We start from the raw sequence: 19935 nt of genomic DNA, 5'->3' as shown, positions 1-19935 counted from the left end.
GAAAACCCCCGCACCTTTCGGTGCGGGGGTTTTCTGCGTTTGGAGGCGTGTGTATGCGCCCCCGGCGCAACCTCCCCGCGTTAAAGACGCCCTGCAGTCTTGAGAGCCAAATACGCGTCTGCCAGCGCCGGCGCCAGTTCGTCCGGGGTTTCGTCGACGACCGTCACACCGTGGCGACGGAGTTGTTCTGCCGTGCGGTGGCGTTCGCTCTGCGCCTGGGCGGCGGCTGCGGCGTCGTAGACGGCTTCCGTGTTTCCGCGGCTCTTCGCCATCTGCGCGATGTGGGGGTCGGCGACGGAGGCCACCAGAACTGTGTGGCGCTGGGTGAGTTGCGAGAGGACGGGGAGCAGCCCTTCTTCTACAGGGGCCGTGTCGAGGCTGGTGAGCAGGACGATGAGGGAGCGGCGGGGCGCGGTGCGGAGTGCGGTTGCCGTCAGGCCTCGGGCGTCCAGTTCGATCAGTTCGGGTTCGAGCGTGGCCATCGCGTTGACCAGGGACGGGAGAACGTCGCGGGCCGTACGGCCTTGAACGTGGGCTCGTACCCGGCGGTCGTAGGCGAGCAGGTCCACGCGGTCGCCGGCGCGTGAGGCGAGTGCTGCCAGGAGCAGGGCCGCGTCCATGGAGGCGTCGAGGCGTGGGGCGTCGCCCACGCGGCCTGCGGAGGTGCGGCCCGTGTCCAGGACCAGAAGGATGTGGCGGTCGCGTTCGGGGCGCCAGGTGCGTACGGCGACCGTGGTCTGGCGGGCCGTTGCCCGCCAGTCGATGGAGCGGGTGTCGTCGCCGGTGACGTATTCGCGCAGGCTGTCGAATTCTGTGCCCTCGCCACGGGTGAGGACGCTGGTGCGACCGTCCAGTTCGCGTAGGCGGGCGAGCTTCGAGGGCAGGTGCTTGCGGCTGGTGAAGGGCGGCAGGACGCGTACGGTCCAGGGGACCCTGTGGGTGCCTTGGCGGGTGAAGAGGCCGAGGGGGCCGTAGGAGCGGATCGTCACCCGGTCCGCGTGGCGGTCGCCGCGGCGGGTCGGGCGCAGGCGGGTGGTGACGCGCCGACGCTCGCCCGCGGGGGCCGTGAGGCGGTGGCGGGAGGCTGCCACCTCGGTGCCGGGCTCCCAGCTGCTCGGCGGCCAGGCGTCGCGCAGGCGGGCCCGGAGGAGGCGACCGGACGGGTTGGTGACTGTGAGGGTCACGTCTGCCGTCTCGCCCAGACGTACGGAAGTGTCGCCGGAGCGGGTCAGGCCGAGTCGTCGTACCGGTGCCGCGAGTGCGAAGTCGCATGCGCAGGCCACGGCGATGGGGGCGTTCACGGCGAGGATGCCCGTCCAGCTGGGGTCCCAGATGCCGACGGGGAGGGAGCCGAGGGCCGCGAGGAGCGCGGCGCGTCCGGTGAGTGCCATCAGCGGGGGACGGGGACGTGGGCGAGGATCGCGTTGATGACGGAGTCGGCCGTGACGCCTTCCATCTCTGCCTCGGGGCGCAGTTGCACGCGGTGGCGCAGGGTGGGGAGGGCCAGTGCCTTGACGTCGTCGGGGATGACGTAGTCGCGGCCGGTGAGCCATGCCCACGCGCGTGAGGTGGCCAGGAGGGCGGTCGCGCCGCGAGGGGAGACGCCCAGCGTGAGTGAGGGGGACTCGCGGGTGGCGCGGCAGATGTCCACCACATAGGCGGTGATCTCCGGGGAGATCGCCGTCTTGGCGACGGCTGCGCGGGCGGCCTCCAGGTCGGCGGGCCCGGCCACGGGGCGTACGCCGGCGGCGCGCAGGTCGCGCGGGTTGAAGCCCTCGGCGTGGCGCGTGAGGACGTCGATCTCGTCCTGGCGGGACGGCAGAGGGATCGTCAGTTTGAGCAGGAAGCGGTCCAGTTGGGCTTCGGGCAGGGGGTAGGTGCCCTCGTACTCGACGGGGTTCTGGGTCGCGGCGACCAGGAACGGGTCGGGCAGCGGGCGGGGGGTGCCGTCGACGGTGACCTGGCGTTCCTCCATGGCCTCGAGGAGGGAGGACTGGGTCTTCGGGGGCGTGCGGTTGATCTCGTCGGCGAGGAGGAGGTTGGTGAAGACCGGGCCGGGCTGGAAGGAGAACTCGGCGGTGCGGGCGTCGTAGACCAAGGAGCCCGTTACGTCGCTCGGCATCAGGTCGGGGGTGAACTGCACGCGCTTCGTGTCGAGTTCGAGTGCGGATGCGAGGGCGCGGACGAGCAGTGTCTTGGCGACGCCGGGGACGCCTTCGAGGAGGACGTGTCCGCGGCAGAGGAGGGCGACGACGAGGCCGGTCACGGCGGGGTCCTGGCCGACCACGGCTTTGGCGATCTCGGCGCGCAGGGCCTCCAGGGAGGCGCGGGCCTGGCCCGGGTCCCCGGTGTACCCGGCGTTGTCAGTGGTCGGGTCCATCATGGACGGCGTACCTCTCTTTCGAGGGCGTCGAGTTGGTCGGCGAGTGCGATGAGGGCCGCGTCGTCGCCGGGCGGCGGGCCGAAGAGCAGGGGGTGCAGGCCTTGTCCGTCGCCGTGGAGGTGGGCGGACAGGGCGGGAAGCAGGGCCTCGGGCGTGTGCGCCTGGGTGACGGGGACGCCGACGAGGGGAGCGAGGCGGATGCGCGTGGAGGAGCGAAGAGCGGCGGCCGCGCGATCGCGGGCGTTCACCTTGCGGTAGAGGCGGGCACGGCCTTCGACGGTTTCGGAGGCGCGGATGGCCACGGGGAGTCTTTCGGGTACGAGGGGGCCGAGCCGGCGTGCCCGCCACAGGGCGGCGAGGGCTGCCGCCACGAAGAGCTGCAGCGTGCCCCAGAGCCAGCCGGAGGGGAGCAGATCCAGCAGGCCCTTTTCCTTGTCCGGGTTGGCCGAGGCGTCGGAGAGCGAGGGGAGGTACCACACCAGATGGGGGCGGGAGCCGAGGAGTTGAAGGGTGAGCGAGGCGTTGCCCTGCTTGTCGAGGCGGTCGTTGAAGAGGATGTCGGGCGCGCCGAGGACGATGGTGTCGCCGTCGCCGGAGGCCGCGGGAATGCGCAGCAGGGTGGCCAGGCGCTCGCTGGGGTAGCACTCGCCGGCGTCGAGGTGCGTGGTCGTGTAGCGGATGCCGCCGGTGTCGGCGCTGCCGGCTCGGACGGCGGCGGGCAGTCGGCACTCGGGGGTGAGTGTCGAGTCGAAGCTGGTGGCGGGGTCCGCGGTGACGCCGGGGACGAGTTTTTCGACGGACCAGCTGCCGGGGGCGACGAGGACGGTACGTCCGCCGGAGCCCGCGATCGAGGAGTGCAGCCGGGTCTGCTGAGAGTGCGTCAGCAGGTCGGGGACCGCGACCAGAAGTGTGGTGTCGGGGGCGGCCGCGGCGCGCGCCTCGTCCAGGGTGGTGACCACGCGCGTGGACACCCCGCGGTCGGCGAGGAGTTCGGCGACGGCACGGCTGCCCTGGGGGCCGACGGAGCGCGGGTCGAGTTCGCCGTGCTTGGTGTCCGAGCGGATCACGGCGATCGCCACGGCCGCGGCCAGGAGGAGCACGACGGCGAGCGCTATGCCGCGGGAGCGGGTCCACACCTGTCGGGCGGTGGGCGAGACCGAGGTGGACAAAAGCGTGGCCTCGGTGGTCATCCGGCGGCTCCCTGGCGGGTGTTGCCGGCCGTGCTGCTGGTGCTGCTGCTCGTGAGCCGGGGCTTGGTGCGTTCGAGCTCGCGGTCGAGTTCGGCGATGCGGTGGTACGACTGCTCGCTCGCCGTCCGGCCGCCGTACGTGACGTCGTCGAAGTCGCGGGCGGCCTCGCGCAGTCGGTCGGTGTGGGAGGGCAGGGCGCGGCCCGCCTGGGCTGCCGCCTCGTCGGCGGTGCGGCCGGGGCGGATGTCGAGGAGCGCGCGTTCCTCCAGGGAGCGGACGATGGCGCGCATGCGTTCCTGGACGGCCTGGTTCCAGTGGCCCTGGGCGGCGTGCGCCTCGGCGGCCGCGCGGTGCTCGGCGGCGCTGCGGGGGCGGTCGTCGAACAGGGCGGCGGCCGAGGTGGGTTGGCGGCGCGGTGTGCCCAGGCGCCACCACAGGGCGGCGAGCACCACGAGGACGGCCACGATGATGACGACCAGGCCCAGCGCGCCGCCGGGTGTCGCGGAGGCCGCCGAGCCGAAGAGCTTGTCGACCCAGTCCCAGAAGGCGTTCAGGGCGCGCTGGAACAGGCTGGGGTCGTTCTCGTGGTACAGCCTTTTGGAGAGCTCGCGGCGGGCCGCCTCGCGCGCGGGATCCCGCCCGATCGTCACCGGCGGTTGGTCGTCGGTGCGGGCGAGCGACCAGCCGGACGGGCTGCTCGCGAGTGTCAGCGTCCTTACGGCCGATGCCGCGGCGCGCGGCATTGCAGCCGGCCCGGCCGTGAAAACTCCCCCCGTCACGCTCACGGCATCAGCCCCGCGAGTCGGCGTCGGTGCCGTAGCCCGTGACACCCGCGGCGCGGGCCAGTTCCAGGTCGAGGGCTTCCCGGCGGATGCGCTGGTCGATGTAGAGAAGCACGGTGACACCGGCATTGATCGGGTACGTGATCATGGAGCCGATCACCGAGCCGACTCCGCTGATGATGAGGAAGGTCCAGCCGAGGTCGCCCGTCCCGCTGTTCAGCAGCCCGCTGATGCCGCCGCCGCTGAACGCCGCGGCGATGAAGGTGAAGGGGATGACGACGATCGCCGAGATGATGTTCGCGATGACTCCGGCGAGCAGCAGGATGCCGAAGACGCGCCACCAGGAGCCGCGGACGAGCCTCGCGGATCGGCTCATCGACTTGGTCACGCCCCGCTTCTCCAGCATCAGCGCGGGCGATGCCAGGGAGAAGCGCACCATCAGCCACAGCGCGAGGACACCTGCGCCGAGGCCGCCCAGGACGGCGAGCGCGAGGCCCGCGTCGGCGCTGCCGAATGCGGCCACGAGGATCCCGGGCAGTACGCCCACGGCCACGATGGCGGCGGAGATGACGAGCAGCAGCAGGATCAGGCCGAGCAGCTTGAACACCTGAGGGCGGGCGTCGCGCCAGGCCTCGCGGGTGGTCACGGAACGGCCGAGGACCGCACGGCTGGTGACGGTGGTGAGCAGGGCGGTCGCGGCGACCGTGGCGATCAGGGAGACGAGGAAGACGGCGCCGGAGCTGAGCATCGCCTCGCCCAGGGCACGCGTCAGTTCGCTCGCGGTGGCGCTGGGATCGTCGAGGGCGGCGGTGCTGGTGTCGTTCAGCACGAGGCCCTGGAGCAGGATGACGATGATCTCCGCGATCACGGCGACGGTCAGGGAGATGCCCAGGACCGTGCGCCAGTGGGTGCGCATGGTGGAGACCGCACCGTCGAGGATCTCGCCGACGCCGAGCGGGCGCAGCGGGATGACGCCCGGCTTGGCGGCGGGCGGGGGACCGCCCCAGCCGCCGCCCCAACCGGGGTGGCCGGGAGCGCCGTAGGGCCCGTGACCACCGGGGCCGGGGGGAGGCTGGTTGCCCCAGCCCGGGCCGGGCGGCGGGGGCGGAGCGGGACGGCCGGGGTCGGCGGGCCCGGAGGGCGCGGACCACTGGCCGGGCGGCGGCTGCCGGCTGGACCACTGCGAGCCGTGGCTCTGCGCGTCAGGGCCGTCCTGAGGGCCGGGGCCGGGCTGGTCCGCAGGCTCCGCGCCATCTGGGCGGTCGGTGGGACCGGCGGGACCGGACGCGCCGGGCTCCTGCCCGTCGGAGGGGGCAGATCCGGGCGAGGCCCAGCCCGGAGTGTCTTTCATCGTCGCTCCTTCACGGTGCCCGTCCGCGGTCGCGGCGGCAGGTTGGCAGCCATCGTGCCATGGGGTGCTCACCCGGGTCCCGGCCGCGGTGTGGGCTGCACACCTTCAATTGTCCGCCGCACAAGGGGCAGACTGGCCGCATGGCTGATCAGCACGCGCAATCCGGCGAAGACGGCAGGCCGACCGATATCCCCGCGATCCGCTGGGAGGAGCCACCCGAAGGCCCCGTACTGGTGCTTCTCGACCAGACGAGGCTGCCGGCAGAGGAGGTCGAGCTGGTCTGTACGGACGCGCCCGCGCTGGTGGAGGCGATCCGTTCGCTTGCCGTGCGCGGGGCGCCGCTGCTCGGCATCGCGGGGGCCTACGGCGTCGCGCTCGCCGCCGCGCGCGGCTTCGACGTGGACGACGCGGCGAACGCGCTGGCGGGTGCCAGGCCCACCGCGGTGAACCTCGCCGTGGGTGTGCGCAGGGCGCAGTCCGCGTGGCGTGCCGAGTTCGCCAGGAGCGGTGGCGGCGCGCAGGCCGCGAGCGCGGCGCTGGCCGCGGCGCGTCAGCTGCACGAGGAGGATGCCGAGGCGAGCGCCCGGATGGCCGAGCGCGGGCTCGCGCTGCTCGACGAGCTGCTGCCCGGCGGTGGGCACCGGATTCTCACGCACTGCAACACCGGGTCGCTGGTGTCGGGCGGGGAGGGCACGGCGTTCGCGGTGGCGCTCGCCGCGCACCGGGCGGGGAGCCTGCGGCGGCTGTGGGTGGACGAGACGCGTCCGCTGCTGCAGGGGGCGCGTCTGACGGCGTATGAGGCGGCGCGCAGTGGCATGGCGTACACCCTGCTCACGGACAACGCGGCGGGCTCGCTCTTCGCGTCCGGCGAGGTGGACGCGGTGCTGATCGGGGCGGACCGGATCGCGGCCGACGGCTCGGTGGCGAACAAGGTGGGGAGCTATCCGCTCGCCGTGCTCGCGCGGTACCACCATGTGCCGTTCATCGTCGTGGCGCCGGTGACGACAGTGGATGCGGACACCCCGGACGGGGCGTCCATCGAGGTGGAGCAGCGTCCCGGTCATGAGGTGACCGAGATCGTGGCGCCGCAGGTGCCGTTGGCGGGAGCGGAGGCGGGAGGCGGGATCCCGTTGGCGCCCCTGGGCACCCAGGCGTACAACCCGGCGTTCGACGTGACGCCGCCCGAGCTGGTCACCGCGATTGTCACGGAGGAGGGCACCGTCTCGCCCGTGACGGCCGAGGCCCTGGCAGAGGTGTGCGCGAAGGCGCGGCAGGTGACGATCGGCTGACGCGAGACACCGGCCGGCGTGCGGCTTCGAAAGGGGTCGCCCGGCGCCGTCCGAGGGGCGCTGGGGGCCGATTCCGCGGTCAGGGTGCGCCTACGCTGGGTGATTGACAGCCGTCGATGACATCGACGTCGGCGTACGAGGCAGACAGTGACCGCGCGGTACGACTATCGTCACGGGCCAGTGACCCTGCTCACCAGCGCCTCTGTCACTGTTACGAGAATGGGATGATGTCGTTTATGAAGGGACGAGTCCTTGTCGTCGACGACGACACGGCACTGGCCGAGATGCTCGGCATCGTGCTGCGTGGTGAAGGTTTCGAGCCGTCTTTCGTAGCCGACGGCGACAAGGCGCTGGCCGCCTTCCGTGAGAGCAAGCCCGATCTGGTGCTGCTCGACCTCATGCTGCCGGGACGCGACGGCATCGAGGTGTGCCGCCTGATCAGGGCGGAGTCCGGTGTGCCGATCGTGATGCTCACGGCCAAGAGCGACACCGTGGACGTGGTGGTCGGGCTGGAGTCCGGTGCCGACGACTACATCGTCAAGCCGTTCAAGCCGAAGGAGCTGGTCGCCCGCATCCGGGCGCGCCTGCGCAGGTCGGAGGAGCCGGCGCCGGAGCAGCTCGCCATAGGCGACCTCGTCATCGACGTGGCCGGGCACTCCGTGAAGCGGGAAGGGCAGTCGATCGCGCTGACGCCGCTGGAGTTCGATCTGCTGGTGGCCCTCGCCCGCAAGCCGTGGCAGGTGTTCACCCGCGAGGTGCTGCTGGAGCAGGTCTGGGGTTACCGCCACGCCGCGGACACCCGCCTGGTCAACGTTCATGTGCAGCGGCTGCGCTCGAAGGTCGAGAAGGACCCGGAGCGGCCGGAGATCGTGGTGACCGTCCGGGGCGTCGGTTACAAGGCGGGACCGAGCTGACATGTCCGGTCACAGCGCCGCTTCGACGCCCGGGTCCTCCGGCCCCCGCGCGGGGCGGTCTGTGGGCCGGAAGACCGCCGGCTCCCGCTGGGACGGCATGCTGGAGGGCGGCCTGCTCCAGGGCGGTGTCCAGGGCAGCCCGGTTCTGCGGCTCTTCATGCGCTGGGTGCGCCGGCCACTGCTGCCCGTCATGCGGCTGTGGCGGCGCAACATCCAGCTCAAGGTCGTCGCCACCACGCTGCTGATGTCGCTGGGCGTCGTCCTGCTGCTGGGCTTCGTCGTGATCGGACAGGTGCGCAACGGCCTGCTGGACGCCAAGGTGAAGGCCTCGCAGAGCCAGGCCACCGGCGGGTTCTCGGTGGCCAAGCAGAAGGCCGACGAGGCCGCGGCGGGGACCACCGACGGCGGCGGTACGACGGCGGACGGCCGTCCCTCGCAGAACGTCATCCAGTGGATGAGCGACCTGGTGTACTCGCTCTCCAGCGGCGGCCAGGGCGCCTTCGACGTGGTGACGCTGCCCGCCGGTGACAACGGCGGTGGCGGTCGCGGGCCGCGCGCCTCCGGCGACGTCGACCCCTCGGCCAGTGTTCCCGACAGTCTGCGCTCGCGGATCAGCGACAGCACGGGAGCCGCGCAGAGCTACACCAGCATCGTCTACAGCAACAGCAAGGAGACCCAGCCGGCGCTGGTCATCGGCAAGCAGGTCAACGACCCCAACGGCGACCCGTACCAGCTGTACTACCTCTTCCCGCTCACGCAGGAGGAGAAGTCGCTGAGCCTGGTCAAGGGCACGCTCGCGACCGCCGGGCTCTTCGTCGTCGTACTGCTCGGGGCCATCGCCTGGCTGGTGGTGCGTCAGGTCGTGACGCCGGTGCGGATGGCGGCGGGGATCGCCGAGCGGCTGTCCGCCGGGCGGCTGCAGGAGCGTATGAAGGTCACCGGCGAGGACGACATCGCGCGGCTCGGCGAGGCCTTCAACAAGATGGCGCAGAACCTGCAGTTGAAGATCCAGCAGCTGGAGGACCTGTCGCGGATGCAGCGGCGGTTCGTGTCGGACGTGTCGCACGAGCTGCGCACCCCGCTGACGACCGTACGGATGGCGGCGGACGTCATTCACGAGGCGCGCGAGGACTTCGATCCGGTGACCGCGCGGTCGGCGGAGCTGCTGGCCGACCAGCTGGACCGGTTCGAGTCGCTGCTCGCGGACCTGCTGGAGATCAGCCGGTTCGACGCGGGCGCGGCGGCGCTGGAGGCCGAGCCGATAGACCTCAGGGAGGTCGTGCGGCGGGTCGTCAGCGGGGCCGAGCCGCTCGCCGAGCGCAAGGGCACGCACATACGCGTGAAGGGCGACCAGCAGCCCGTCGTCGCCGAGGCGGACGCCCGGCGCGTGGAGCGGGTGCTGCGCAACCTCGTGGTCAACGCCGTGGAGCACGGCGAGGGCAAGGACGTCGTGGTCAAGCTCGCCTCGGCGGGCGGGGCGGTGGCGGTCGCCGTACGCGACTACGGCGTCGGGCTCAAGCCCGGCGAGGCCACGCGCGTGTTCAGCCGCTTCTGGCGGGCCGACCCGGCACGCGCGCGTACCACCGGCGGAACGGGCCTCGGGCTGTCCATCGCCCTGGAGGACGCACGGCTGCACGGCGGCTGGCTGCAGGCCTGGGGCGAGCCGGGCGGCGGCTCGCAGTTCCGGCTGACGCTGCCGCGGACCGCGGACGAGCCGCTGCGGGGCTCGCCGATACCGCTGGAGCCCAAGGATTCGCGGCGCAACCGAGGACTGAGCGACGCCGGGCTGCCGTCCGGCGGCGGTGAGAAGGTCGCCACCGTGCCGGCGCAGCAGGCCGCGGACCAGATACCGCCGATGGCGCAGCGGCTGTCCGGTGTGGCTCCCACGGTCGACCCAACGGCGCTGCCCGGGAACGGCGCGCGCGTGGTGGCCCGGCCCGCGTCCGGAGCACGACGACAGGACGAGACGCCCGCCGAGGGCGGAGCGGTGAGCGAGACCCCGAGCCCCCCGGACACCGGGCCGGAGGACTCGAGGAAGCAGGGGGAGGCATTCCGTGGGCGCTGACCGCGAGGGGGGCGCCGGGCGAAGTCCGCTGCGCGTGGTGGCGTACGGCGTCTGTGGCGTCGTACTGCTGTCGGGGTGTGCCTCCATGCCCGACAGTGGAGATGTGAGCGGGGTCGACTCCACGCCGCGGCAGGACACCCAGGTGCGGGTCTTCGCCATGCCGCCCCCGGACAACGCGCTGCCCTCGGACATCGTCTCCGGTTTCCTCGAGGCGTTGACCAGCGACGATCCCAACTACTCCACGGCGCGCCAGTATCTGACCAAGGAGGCGTCGCAGGCGTGGCGGCCGGGTCAGTCCAGCACGGTCCTCGCGGACGGGCCGGGCATCGACTCCAACCGCCTGGGCGGCCGGGAGGACAGCGACGACCTCTCGTTCACGCTGACCGGCAAGAAGGTCGCCAGGGTGGACTCGCAGCAGGCGTACTCGCCCGCCAGTGGTGACTACACCGCGCCGGTGCATCTCACGCGCGACAAGAAGACCAAGCAGTGGCGCATCGACCGGCTGCCGCAGGGCGTCGTGATGGGCAAGTCGGACTTCCAGCGCAACTACGTGTCCGTCAACAAGTACTACTTCGCCACGGACGCCGCGGCCGGGACGGCTTCCCACCCCACGGCCGTCGCGGACCCCGTGTATCTGCGCCGGCGCGTGGACCCCATGACACAGATGGTCCGCTCGCTGCTGAACGGGCCCACGAACTGGCTCGATCCCGTGGTACGTACGAGTTTCCCCACCGGTACGGAGCTGCAGAAGGGCGTCAACACGCTGACGCCCGACGACCAGAACAGGCTGACCGTGCCGCTGAACGCCAAGGCGGCCGAGGTCGGGGCGCACCGGTGCACCGAGATGGCGGCCCAGCTGCTGTTCACGCTGCAGAACCTCACCCCGGCGGTGGACGAGGTCCGGCTGCGGTCCGGCGACACGCAGCTGTGCTCGCTCAGCGAGGACCAGCCCGGCGCCACCGCCGCGCGCGGTTCGGTGGACAACCCCGGCTATGTGTACTTCCTGGACAACAAGAGCCGGCTCGTACGGATCGCGGCCGGCAACAGCGGCACCAAGGCGGAGCCGGTACCCGGAGCGCTGGGCGAGGGAAGCAAGGCGCTGAGGTCGGTCGCCGTGTCGCGCGACGAGGCCACGGGGGCCGCGGTCAGCGGCGACGGCAAGGACCTGTACGTCGCGCCGCTGTCCTCCGTCGGTGCGCTCGGAGATCCCGTGCTGACCAGCCGCGGCAAGTCGGAGAAGGACCGGCTGACGGCGCCGAGCTGGGACTCGCACGGCGACCTGTGGGTGGCCGACCGCGACCCCGGCGACCCCCGGCTGCTTCTGCTGCAGCAGGGCAAGGGCGAGCCGGTCGTGGTGAAGACCCCGGAACTGGACGGCCGCATCCAGGGGGTGCGGGTGGCCGCCGACGGGGTGCGGGTCGCGCTCGTGGTCGCCAAGGGCGACAAGACGTCGCTGGTCATCGGGCGGATCGAGCGGCGCCAGGAGACCGCGGAGGACCGCCCGACGGTCTCCGTGGACGAACTGCGCCCAGCTTCCCCGGAGTTGGAGAGCGTCACGGCCATGTCCTGGGCCGGGGACAGCCGCCTCGTGGTGGCCGGGCGTGAACACGGCGGGGTGCAGACCATGCGCTACGTCTTGGCGGACGGCTCCACGCCGGAGGGGCCCGCACCCGCGGCCCTCAGCGGGATCAAGGAGATCACCGCGGCCGGGTCCGACACCCTGCCCATGGTGGCGTACTCGGAGGACGGGATCGTACGGCTGCAGTCCGGGACGCAGTGGCAGAAGGTCACGGACGGGGTGGCGCCGGTTTATCCGGGGTGAATCACCGGGTGGCATGAGGCTTGGTGAACCGGTGAACCGGTGAACCGGTGAACCAGCGAACGGGCGAGCGTTTTTGCGGGTCGGCGCGGCCCCGCGGCAGTTGTCCACAGGGAGTTTTCCACAGGGCTGGCAGGGCGGTCCGGGCGTTGGCACAGTGGTGGGCATGCGGGGGTGGTGGCAGGACCTCACCGACCTGGTGCTGCCGGCCGAGTGCGGAGGCTGCGGGATGCCTCGTACGGTGCTCTGCGAGGAGTGCCGTGCCGCCCTGACGGGGGCCGCACCGGGCCGGGTGCGACCGGAGCCGGAGCCGCCCGGGCTGCCCGTGGTGCACGCGGCCGCCCGGTACGCCGACGAGGTCCGGGCCGTGCTGCTGGCCCACAAGGAGCGAGGTGCGCTTGGGCTTGCGGCACCGCTCGGCACGGCCTTGGCAGGGGCCGTACGGGCCGGGCTGGGGTCGGCGTCCGGTGCGGCGAGCGGCGGTGGTGGCCGGCCGGTGCTGCTCGTTCCCGTGCCGTCATCGCGCGCGGCGGTGCGTGCGAGGGGACACGATCCGGCGCGGCGGATCGCACTCGCTGCGGCGGGTGAGCTGCGGCGGTCCGGGACCGCGGCCCGGGTGCTCGCCGTGCTGCGGCAGCGGCGTGCGGTGGCCGACCAGTCGGGGCTCAACTCCCGTGAGCGGCTGGAGAATCTCGCGGGCGCGCTGGCCGTGGGGCCCGGTGGCGGCCGGCTGCTGCGCGGCGGTCCGGTCGTGCTCGTGGACGACCTGATGACCACGGGTGCGTCCCTGACGGAGGCGGCGCGTGCCGTGCGGGCGGCGACGGCGCACGAGTGGGCGCGGACGGGAGGGGAAGGAGGGACGGCAGAAGAGGGGCTGATTTCTTGCCGTGGAGCAACTCCGGTTGTGTACGGGGGAACTGCCGGGGCAGTCATGGGGGAACGAATGAATGGATCAAGGCACGAAGGGACCGGCCGAAGGCACGCCGTGCCGGGATTCGCGGGCGTGGGCCGCGCGGATGACAGCATCTGCGCCGCTGTGGTCGCAGCGATGCCGGATTCTTTCGAAATAAACCGGAACTGACTGCGAAGTTGCATCGTTGCAGGTAATGAGAGGGTCAATTCACCTGAACGGAGGTACGCCGCAGTAGAGGGTGACGACATCCGTCCGGGCGAGATATGTTCGGTTGTGAGAGAAAGGCGCAGGCCATCCCTCTCATACGCGAATGCCGGGCTGCGGGTTTTCGCAATCACCCGCGGCGGTGGAGTGGAGATCTTGTCCGCGGGGGAGGAGGTGGAAGTCACCGAGTCCGAGGTTCCGGAGCTGCCGGAGCCTGGTGCGAAAGGGAGATGCTCCGCCACTGAAGCGGAGTGATCCGGGAACGGAGTTCTGCGTGGACATCGTCGTCAAGGGCCGCAAGACCGAGGTGCCCGAGCGGTTCCGCAAGCACGTGGCCGAGAAGCTGAAGCTGGAGAAGATCCAGAAGCTCGATGGCAAGGTGATCAGCCTCGACGTCGAGGTGTCCAAGGAGCCGAACCCCCGACAGGCCGACCGTTGCGACCGAGTGGAGATCACGCTCCGCTCCCGCGGTCCGGTGATCCGGGCGGAGGCGGCGGCAAGCGATCCGTATGCGGCGCTCGACCTGGCGGCGGAGAAGCTCGACGCCCGGCTGCGCAAGCAGCACGACAAGCGGTTCTCCCGCCGTGGCTCGCGCAGGATCTCGGCGGCAGAGGTCCCCGACCACGTCCCCGGTGCGGCGACGCTCAACGGAAACGGCAGCGCGGTCCGGGACGAAGAGCCGGACAGTGTGCCCACCAAGAAGATCGGCTCTCTCGAGGTGAAGGGCGAAGGCCCCCTCGTCGTCCGCGAAAAGACCCACGTGGCAGCCCCGATGACGCTCGACCAGGCCCTCTACGAGATGGAACTGGTCGGCCACGACTTCTATCTGTTCGTCGACTCCGAGACCAAGGAGCCGAGTGTCGTCTACCGGCGGCACGCATACGACTACGGCGTCATCCACCTCAGCACCGACCCGATGGTCGCCCAGGCGCAGGCTCCCGCGCCGGGCGGCACCCTGGGTGGCTGACCCGCGCGGCTGACGGCCGAGCCTGTGCCCCTGGAGCGCCCGTGCGCCCCCAGGGGCACCGGTGTGCGACCGGTTCGTGCGCGCCTGCGTCACCTCGTTGTCGTCCAGGCATGGAATCATGGCCGCAACGGCTCAACCGGTGGGCCGCTGCCTTGGGTTGGCGCGTTGGCACAGCACCACAGGCCACAGCCTTCAGGGGGAGGAACGATGGCGGACAGCTTCGGAGCGACGCATGACGAGGATGCCGACGGCGGCGTCGTCGGCATGGGGCCGGAAGCGGGCTCTGCACGCAAGGAGCCCATCAGGGTCCTGGTCGTGGACGACCACGCCCTCTTCCGCCGGGGTCTGGAGATCGTGCTCGCGGCCGAGGAGGACATCCAGGTCGTCGGCGAGGCCGGGGACGGCGCGGAGGCCGTCGACAAGGCCGCCGACCTGCTGCCCGACATCGTTCTGATGGACGTGCGGATGCCCAAGCGGGGTGGGATCGAGGCCTGCACCTCCATCAAGGAGGTCGCCCCCAGCGCCAAGATCATCATGCTGACGATCAGCGACGAGGAGGCCGACCTCTACGACGCGATCAAGGCGGGTGCGACCGGTTATCTCCTCAAGGAGATCTCCACCGACGAGGTGGCCACCGCCATTCGCGCGGTGGCCGACGGGCAGTCACAGATCAGTCCGTCCATGGCGTCCAAGCTGCTCACCGAGTTCAAGTCGATGATCCAGCGGACCGACGAGCGCCGGCTGGTGCCCGCGCCGCGGCTGACCGACCGTGAGCTGGAGGTCCTCAAACTCGTCGCCACGGGCATGAACAACCGTGACATCGCCAAGGAGTTGTTCATCTCCGAGAACACCGTGAAGAACCATGTGCGCAACATCCTGGAGAAGCTGCAGTTGCACTCCAGGATGGAGGCGGTGGTGTACGCGATGCGGGAGAAGATTCTCGAAATCCGCTGACGCCCGGCATCCGCTGACGCCCGGCATCCGCCGGCGCTCAGCCGAGCGTGCGGGTGAGCTCCTTGGCGAGGGGCTCGCGCAGTTCGGGCGCGTCCACCCTTTCCACGCGTACGTCCGTGCAGTCAACCCAGCTCGCGGCCTCCCACAGGGCCTGTGCCACGGCCGCCACCGCCTTGGGGCCGTCCAGCGTGACCTGCCGGGCCACCAGTGTGCTGCCCTCGCGGGCCGGGTCCACGCGGCCGACGAGGCGGCCTCCGGCGAGGACCGGCATGGCGAAATAGCCGTACACCCGCTTCGGCTTGGGGACGTAGGCCTCCAGGCGGTGGGTGAAGCCGAAGATCCGCTCCGTGCGCGCCCTCTCCCACACCAGGGAGTCGAAGGGGGACAGCAGGGTGGTGCGGTGGCGGCCGCGCGGCGGGGTCTCCAGGGCCGCCGGGTCGGCCCAGGCGGGCTTGCCCCAGCCCTCGACGGTGACCGGGACGAGGCCCGAGTCGGCGATGACCGCGTCGACCTGCTCGCCCCTGAGGCGGTGGTAATCGGCAATGTCCGCGCGCGTGCCGACGCCCAGGGACTGGCCCGCGAGGCGGACCAGACGGCGCAGGCACTCCGTGTCGTCCAGCTCGTCGTGCAGCAGTTCCTGCGGGATCGCGCGCTCGGCGAGGTCGTAGACCCGCTTCCAGCCGCGGCGCTCCACGCACACCACCTCGCCGTACATCAGCGCGCGCTCGACGGCGACCTTGGCGCCGGACCAGTCCCACCACTCGCTGGTGCGCTTGGCGCCGCCCAACTCCGTTGCCGTGAGCGGGCCTTCGGCGCGCAGCTGCTTGATGACCTGGTCGTAGGCGCCGTCCGGGAGCTCGTGGTTCCAGTGCGGGCGGTTGCGATAGGCGCGGCGTCTGAACGCGAAGTGGGGCCACTCCTCCACGGGCAGGATGCAGGCGGCGTGCGACCAGTACTCGAAGGTGTGCGGGTGCGCCGAACCGGCCTTCCAGTAGGCACTCTCCACCGCCTTGCGGCCCACCGCGCCGAGCCGGGCGTACGGAATGAGCTCGTGCGAGCGCGCGAGGACGGAGATCGTGTCCAGCTGCACCGCACCGAGATGGCGCAGGACGCCGCGGACACCGGCCCGGCGGTCCGGGCTGCCGAGAAGGCCCTGGGCGCGCAGCGCGATGCGGCGGGCGTCGGCTGCCGAGAGATCCGTGGAGGGGCGCGGGGTCGTCATGTTCCGCACGATAGAAGGCGGCACTGACAATCGCCCCTGACCTGGGGACACCTCATCGGGATTACGGTTTCGGGGTGCGGTCGGGCGCCGGCAGGTAGGGCGCCGTGGACGGCAGGCCGAGGTCCGAGGGCAGCAGCGAGCCGACCCAGCAGTCGCGGCGCATTCCCCGCTGGATGAGCGCGGAGCGCAGGACGCCCTCGACGACGAAGCCCGCGCGTTCGGCCACCGCGCGTGAGGCCCGGTTGCCCACTTCCGCACGCCACTCCACACGGTCCACCGACAGATCGGTGAAGGCCCAGCGGGAGGCGGCGACGACGGCCTCGGTGACGTAGCCGTTGCCGCGGTGCTCCTTGGTGCCCCAATAACCGATCTCCGTCACGCTCAGGGAACGCATGGTGAGGCCGAGCATGCCCACCAGCTCCTCCCCTTCGGGGAGGAAGAGGCCGAAGGTGAGCATCGAACCGCTCCTCCACCCCTCGGGGACCAGCTGGTGCGTGAAGTTCCGTGCGTGCTCGGGCAGATAGGGCGAGGGGATGGTCGTCCAGCGCCGGATGTCGGGGTCCTGGGCGGCGGCGTGCACGGCGTCGGTGTGCTCGGGCCCGACCGTGTGCAGCAGAAGCCGGGCGGTCGTGAGCGTCACGGGTTCCATCGCCCGATTCTGCGTGGACATGCGACGAGGACGCCATGTTTTTGGCCCTGCGTGAGCGGGTGATCACAATTCGCGCAATTCGTCGGCGCGATCCGGCACCATCAACGGGGCCCGTCCGTTGTCCCTTTTGAAGAAGATTTGAAGCGGTGCGAGAAGCCGGTCGCGGTCGTCGTCCCGGCAGGCTCCCGGCTGGGCGGGGTCCTCGCATACGATGGCCGTTGCTCAGTACGTCAAATGGAAAACCGACCGTCCCAGGCCCGACCGGCAAGGAGACCAACCCCCGTGTCCGTCCTTTCGAAGATCATGCGTGCAGGCGAAGGCAAGATCCTGCGCAAGCTGCACCGCATCGCGGACCAGGTCAACTCCATCGAAGAGGATTTCATCGCCCTCTCCGACGCCGAGCTGCGGGCCCTCACCGATGAGTACAAGCAGCGGTACGCGGACGGGGAGAGCCTGGACGACCTGTTGCCCGAGGCGTTCGCCACCGTGCGCGAGGCGGCCAAGCGCGTCCTCGGCCAGCGCCATTACGACGTGCAGCTGATGGGCGGCGCCGCCCTCCACCTCGGCTATGTCGCCGAGATGAAGACCGGTGAGGGCAAGACGCTGGTGAGCACCCTGCCGGCGTATCTGAACGCGCTGTCCGGGGACGGCGTCCACATCATCACGGTCAACGACTATCTGGCCGAGCGCGACTCGGAGTTGATGGGCCGCATCCACAAGTTCCTCGGCCTGAGCGTCGGCTGCATCCTCGCCAACATGGCGCCGGCGGAGCGCCGCGAGCAGTACGCCTGCGACATCACCTACGGCACGAACAACGAGTTCGGCTTCGACTACCTCCGCGACAACATGGCGTGGTCCAAGGACGAGCTCGTCCAGCGCGGGCACAACTACGCCATCGTCGACGAGGTCGACTCCATCCTCGTCGACGAGGCCCGTACGCCGCTGATCATCTCCGGCCCCGCCGACCAGGCCACCAAGTGGTACGGCGACTTCGCCAAGCTGGTCCTGCGCCTGAAGAGGGGCGAGGCGGGCAACCCGCTCAAGGGCCTCGAGGAGACCGGCGACTACGACGTCGACGAGAAGAAGCGCACGGTCGCCATCCACGAGCCCGGCGTCAGCAAGGTCGAGGACTGGCTGGGCATCGACAACCTCTACGAGTCGGTGAACACGCCGCTGGTGGGCTACCTGAACAACGCCATCAAGGCCAAGGAGCTCTTCAAGAAGGACAAGGACTACGTCGTCATCGACGGCGAGGTCATGATCGTCGACGAGCACACCGGCCGTATCCTCGCCGGCCGCCGCTACAACGAGGGCATGCACCAGGCGATCGAGGCGAAGGAAGGGGTGGACATCAAGGACGAGAACCAGACCCTCGCCACGATCACCCTGCAGAACTTCTTCCGCCTCTACGACAAGCTCTCCGGCATGACCGGTACGGCCATGACCGAGGCGGCCGAGTTCCACCAGATCTACAAGCTCGGCGTGGTCCCGATCCCGACCAACCGGCCCATGGTCCGCATGGACCAGTCGGACCTGATCTACCGCACCGAGGTCGCGAAGTTCGAGGCGGTCGTCGACGACATCGCCGAGAAGCACGAGAAGGGCCAGCCGATCCTCGTCGGTACGACGTCGGTCGAGAAGTCCGAGTACCTCTCGCAGCAGCTGTCCAAGCGCGGCATCCAGCACGAGGTGCTGAACGCCAAGCAGCACGACCGGGAGGCGACGATCGTCGCCCAGGCCGGCCGCAAGGGCGCCGTGACCGTGGCCACCAACATGGCCGGTCGTGGCACCGACATCAAGCTCGGCGGCAACCCCGACGACCTCGCCGAGGCGGAGCTGCGCCAGCGCGGCCTCGACCCCGAGGAGCACATCGAGGAGTGGGCGCAGTTCCTGCCCGCCGCCCTGGAGCGTGCGGAGAAGGCCGTGAAGGCCGAGTTCGAGGAGGTCAAGGAGCTCGGCGGGCTCTACGTCCTGGGCACCGAGCGGCACGAGTCGCGTCGTATCGACAACCAGCTGCGCGGCCGCAGCGGCCGACAGGGCGACCCGGGCGAGTCCCGCTTCTACCTCTCCCTCGGCGACGACCTGATGCGGCTCTTCAAGGCCCAGATGGTCGAGCGCGTGATGTCGATGGCGAACGTGCCGGACGACGTTCCGATCGAGAACAAGATGGTCACGCGCGCGATCGCGTCCGCTCAGTCGCAGGTCGAGCAGCAGAACTTCGAGACCCGTAAGAACGTCCTGAAGTACGACGAGGTCCTCAACCGCCAGCGCGAGGTCATCTACGGCGAGCGCCGCCGCGTCCTGGAGGGCGAGGATCTGCAGGAGCAGATCGGCCACTTCATGGACGACACGATCGACGCGTACATCGCGGCGGAGACCGCCGAGGGCTTCGCGGAGGACTGGGACCTGGAGCGGCTGTGGGGCGCCTTCAAGCAGCTCTACCCGGTGCGGGTGACCGTCGAGGAGCTGGAGGAGGCAGCCGGTGACCGGGCCGGTCTGACCGCCGAGTTCATCTCCGAGTCCATCAAGGACGACATCCACGAGCAGTACGAGCAGCGTGAGGCGCAGCTCGGCTCCGAGATCATGCGTGAGCTGGAGCGCCGGGTCGTGCTGTCGGTCCTGGACCGCAAGTGGCGCGAGCACCTCTACGAGATGGACTACCTCCAGGAGGGCATCGGCCTGCGCGCGATGGCGCAGAAGGACCCGCTGGTCGAGTACCAGCGCGAGGGCTTCGACATGTTCACCGCCATGATGGAGGGCATCAAGGAGGAGTCCGTCGGCTATCTGTTCAACCTGGAGGTCCAGGTCGAGCAGCAGGTCGAGGAGGTCCCGGTCGAGGACACGACGCCGGTCGACATGGAGAAGCAGGACGCGGTTCCGGCCCAGGCGGGTGTCCGCCCGGAGATCCGCGCCAAGGGCCTGGACGCCCCGCAGCGCCGCAACCTCCACTTCTCCGCCCCGACCGTGGACGGCGAGGGCGGCACCATCGAGGGCGACTTCGCCGGCGACGACGAGCCGGTGCGCTCCGAGGCCGACGGCCTCACGCGCGCGGAGCGCCGCAAGCAGGCGCGGGGCGGGCGCCGCCGCAGGAAGTGACGCGGCGCGCCGCCTCGTCCGCGGCGCAGCAGCCGACGTGAAGGGCCGGGTCCTCTCGGGGGACCCGGCCCTTCGGCGTACGCCGGATCTGGACGGCCGGGCGGCCGGGCGGCCGGGCAGACGGGCAGACGGCGGCC

At 70.9% G+C, this 19935-nt stretch carries 15 protein-coding genes; 8 read left to right on the top strand and 7 right to left on the bottom strand.

The window, feature by feature from the left end; genetic code table 11:
- Positions 1-80: 80 nt before the first annotated feature.
- From JYK17_RS37940 to JYK17_RS37920, 5 genes are read right to left on the bottom strand one after another with little or no spacing between them, the layout of a single operon-like run.
- The gene (locus tag JYK17_RS37940) at positions 81-1391 is read right to left on the bottom strand and encodes a DUF58 domain-containing protein (protein ID WP_108013732.1); all 1311 of its coding nucleotides are present in this window, start codon (positions 1389-1391) and stop codon (positions 81-83) included.
- Complete coding sequence (locus JYK17_RS37935; protein ID WP_108013733.1) at positions 1391-2380, bottom strand: AAA family ATPase; 990 nt, start codon at positions 2378-2380, stop codon at positions 1391-1393. The genes JYK17_RS37940 and JYK17_RS37935 overlap by 1 nt, the downstream gene beginning before the upstream one ends.
- Positions 2380-3573 (bottom strand): DUF4350 domain-containing protein, encoded by a 1194-nt coding sequence (locus JYK17_RS37930; RefSeq protein ID WP_222812168.1) that lies wholly within the window; start codon positions 3571-3573, stop codon positions 2380-2382. The genes JYK17_RS37935 and JYK17_RS37930 overlap by 1 nt, the downstream gene beginning before the upstream one ends.
- The gene (locus JYK17_RS37925) at positions 3570-4358 is read right to left on the bottom strand and encodes a DUF4129 domain-containing protein (RefSeq protein WP_222812167.1); all 789 of its coding nucleotides are present in this window, start codon (positions 4356-4358) and stop codon (positions 3570-3572) included. Before JYK17_RS37925 ends, JYK17_RS37930 begins: the two co-directional genes overlap by 4 nt.
- A 4-nt stretch (positions 4359-4362) precedes the next feature.
- Complete coding sequence (locus tag JYK17_RS37920) at positions 4363-5706, bottom strand: DUF7847 domain-containing protein (protein WP_222812166.1); 1344 nt, start codon at positions 5704-5706, stop codon at positions 4363-4365.
- Positions 5707-5846: 140 nt separating this feature from the next.
- Here JYK17_RS37920 and mtnA point away from each other — a divergent pair, with 140 nt between their 5' ends.
- The 7 genes from mtnA (at position 5847) to JYK17_RS37885 (ending at position 14831) form a co-directional block, all read left to right on the top strand.
- Positions 5847-6995 carry an S-methyl-5-thioribose-1-phosphate isomerase gene (gene mtnA, locus JYK17_RS37915; protein WP_128802108.1) on the top strand — a complete coding sequence of 383 codons (1149 nt, stop codon included), beginning with the start codon at positions 5847-5849 and terminating at the stop codon, positions 6993-6995.
- Positions 6996-7219: 224 nt separating this feature from the next.
- A complete protein-coding gene (gene mtrA / locus JYK17_RS37910) occupies positions 7220-7909 on the top strand; it encodes a two-component system response regulator MtrA (protein ID WP_016438163.1) in 690 nt (229 codons plus the stop codon).
- 1 nt (position 7910) lies between these two features.
- Positions 7911-9974, top strand: coding sequence for an MtrAB system histidine kinase MtrB (gene mtrB, locus JYK17_RS37905; protein WP_222812165.1), 2064 nt, complete (start codon positions 7911-7913; stop codon positions 9972-9974).
- Complete coding sequence (locus tag JYK17_RS37900) at positions 9964-11796, top strand: LpqB family beta-propeller domain-containing protein (RefSeq protein WP_108013739.1); 1833 nt, start codon at positions 9964-9966, stop codon at positions 11794-11796. The genes mtrB and JYK17_RS37900 overlap by 11 nt, the downstream gene beginning before the upstream one ends.
- 163 nt (positions 11797-11959) lie before the next feature.
- Positions 11960-12874, top strand: a complete 915-nt coding sequence (locus JYK17_RS37895) for a ComF family protein (protein WP_128802106.1) — start codon at positions 11960-11962, stop codon at positions 12872-12874.
- A 310-nt stretch (positions 12875-13184) separates the two neighbouring features.
- Entirely contained in the window at positions 13185-13877 is a 693-nt protein-coding gene (gene hpf / locus JYK17_RS37890; protein ID WP_108013741.1) for a ribosome hibernation-promoting factor, HPF/YfiA family, read from the top strand.
- 207 nt (positions 13878-14084) lie between these two features.
- Positions 14085-14831 carry a response regulator gene (locus JYK17_RS37885; protein WP_108013742.1) on the top strand — a complete coding sequence of 249 codons (747 nt, stop codon included), beginning with the start codon at positions 14085-14087 and terminating at the stop codon, positions 14829-14831.
- 37 nt (positions 14832-14868) lie between these two features.
- Here JYK17_RS37885 and JYK17_RS37880 read toward each other — a convergent pair whose 3' ends face one another.
- Positions 14869-16053, bottom strand: a complete 1185-nt coding sequence (locus JYK17_RS37880; protein ID WP_222812164.1) for a winged helix-turn-helix domain-containing protein — start codon at positions 16051-16053, stop codon at positions 14869-14871.
- Positions 16054-16114: 61 nt separating this feature from the next.
- Positions 16115-16702 carry a GNAT family N-acetyltransferase gene (locus JYK17_RS37875; RefSeq protein WP_108013744.1) on the bottom strand — a complete coding sequence of 196 codons (588 nt, stop codon included), beginning with the start codon at positions 16700-16702 and terminating at the stop codon, positions 16115-16117.
- 282 nt (positions 16703-16984) lie between these two features.
- Between JYK17_RS37875 and secA the strand changes: the two genes are divergently transcribed.
- On the top strand, positions 16985-19798 hold the full coding sequence (secA, locus tag JYK17_RS37870) for a preprotein translocase subunit SecA (protein ID WP_108013745.1): 2814 nt from the start codon (positions 16985-16987) through the stop codon (positions 19796-19798).
- Positions 19799-19935: the final 137 nt, after the last annotated feature.

The organism is Streptomyces plumbidurans, assembly GCF_019857225.1.
In the GTDB taxonomy this organism is placed as follows: domain Bacteria; phylum Actinomycetota; class Actinomycetes; order Streptomycetales; family Streptomycetaceae; genus Streptomyces; species Streptomyces plumbidurans.
The sequence above is the reverse complement of the archived record's forward strand: the minus strand, read 5'-3'. Positions and strand labels throughout refer to the sequence as shown.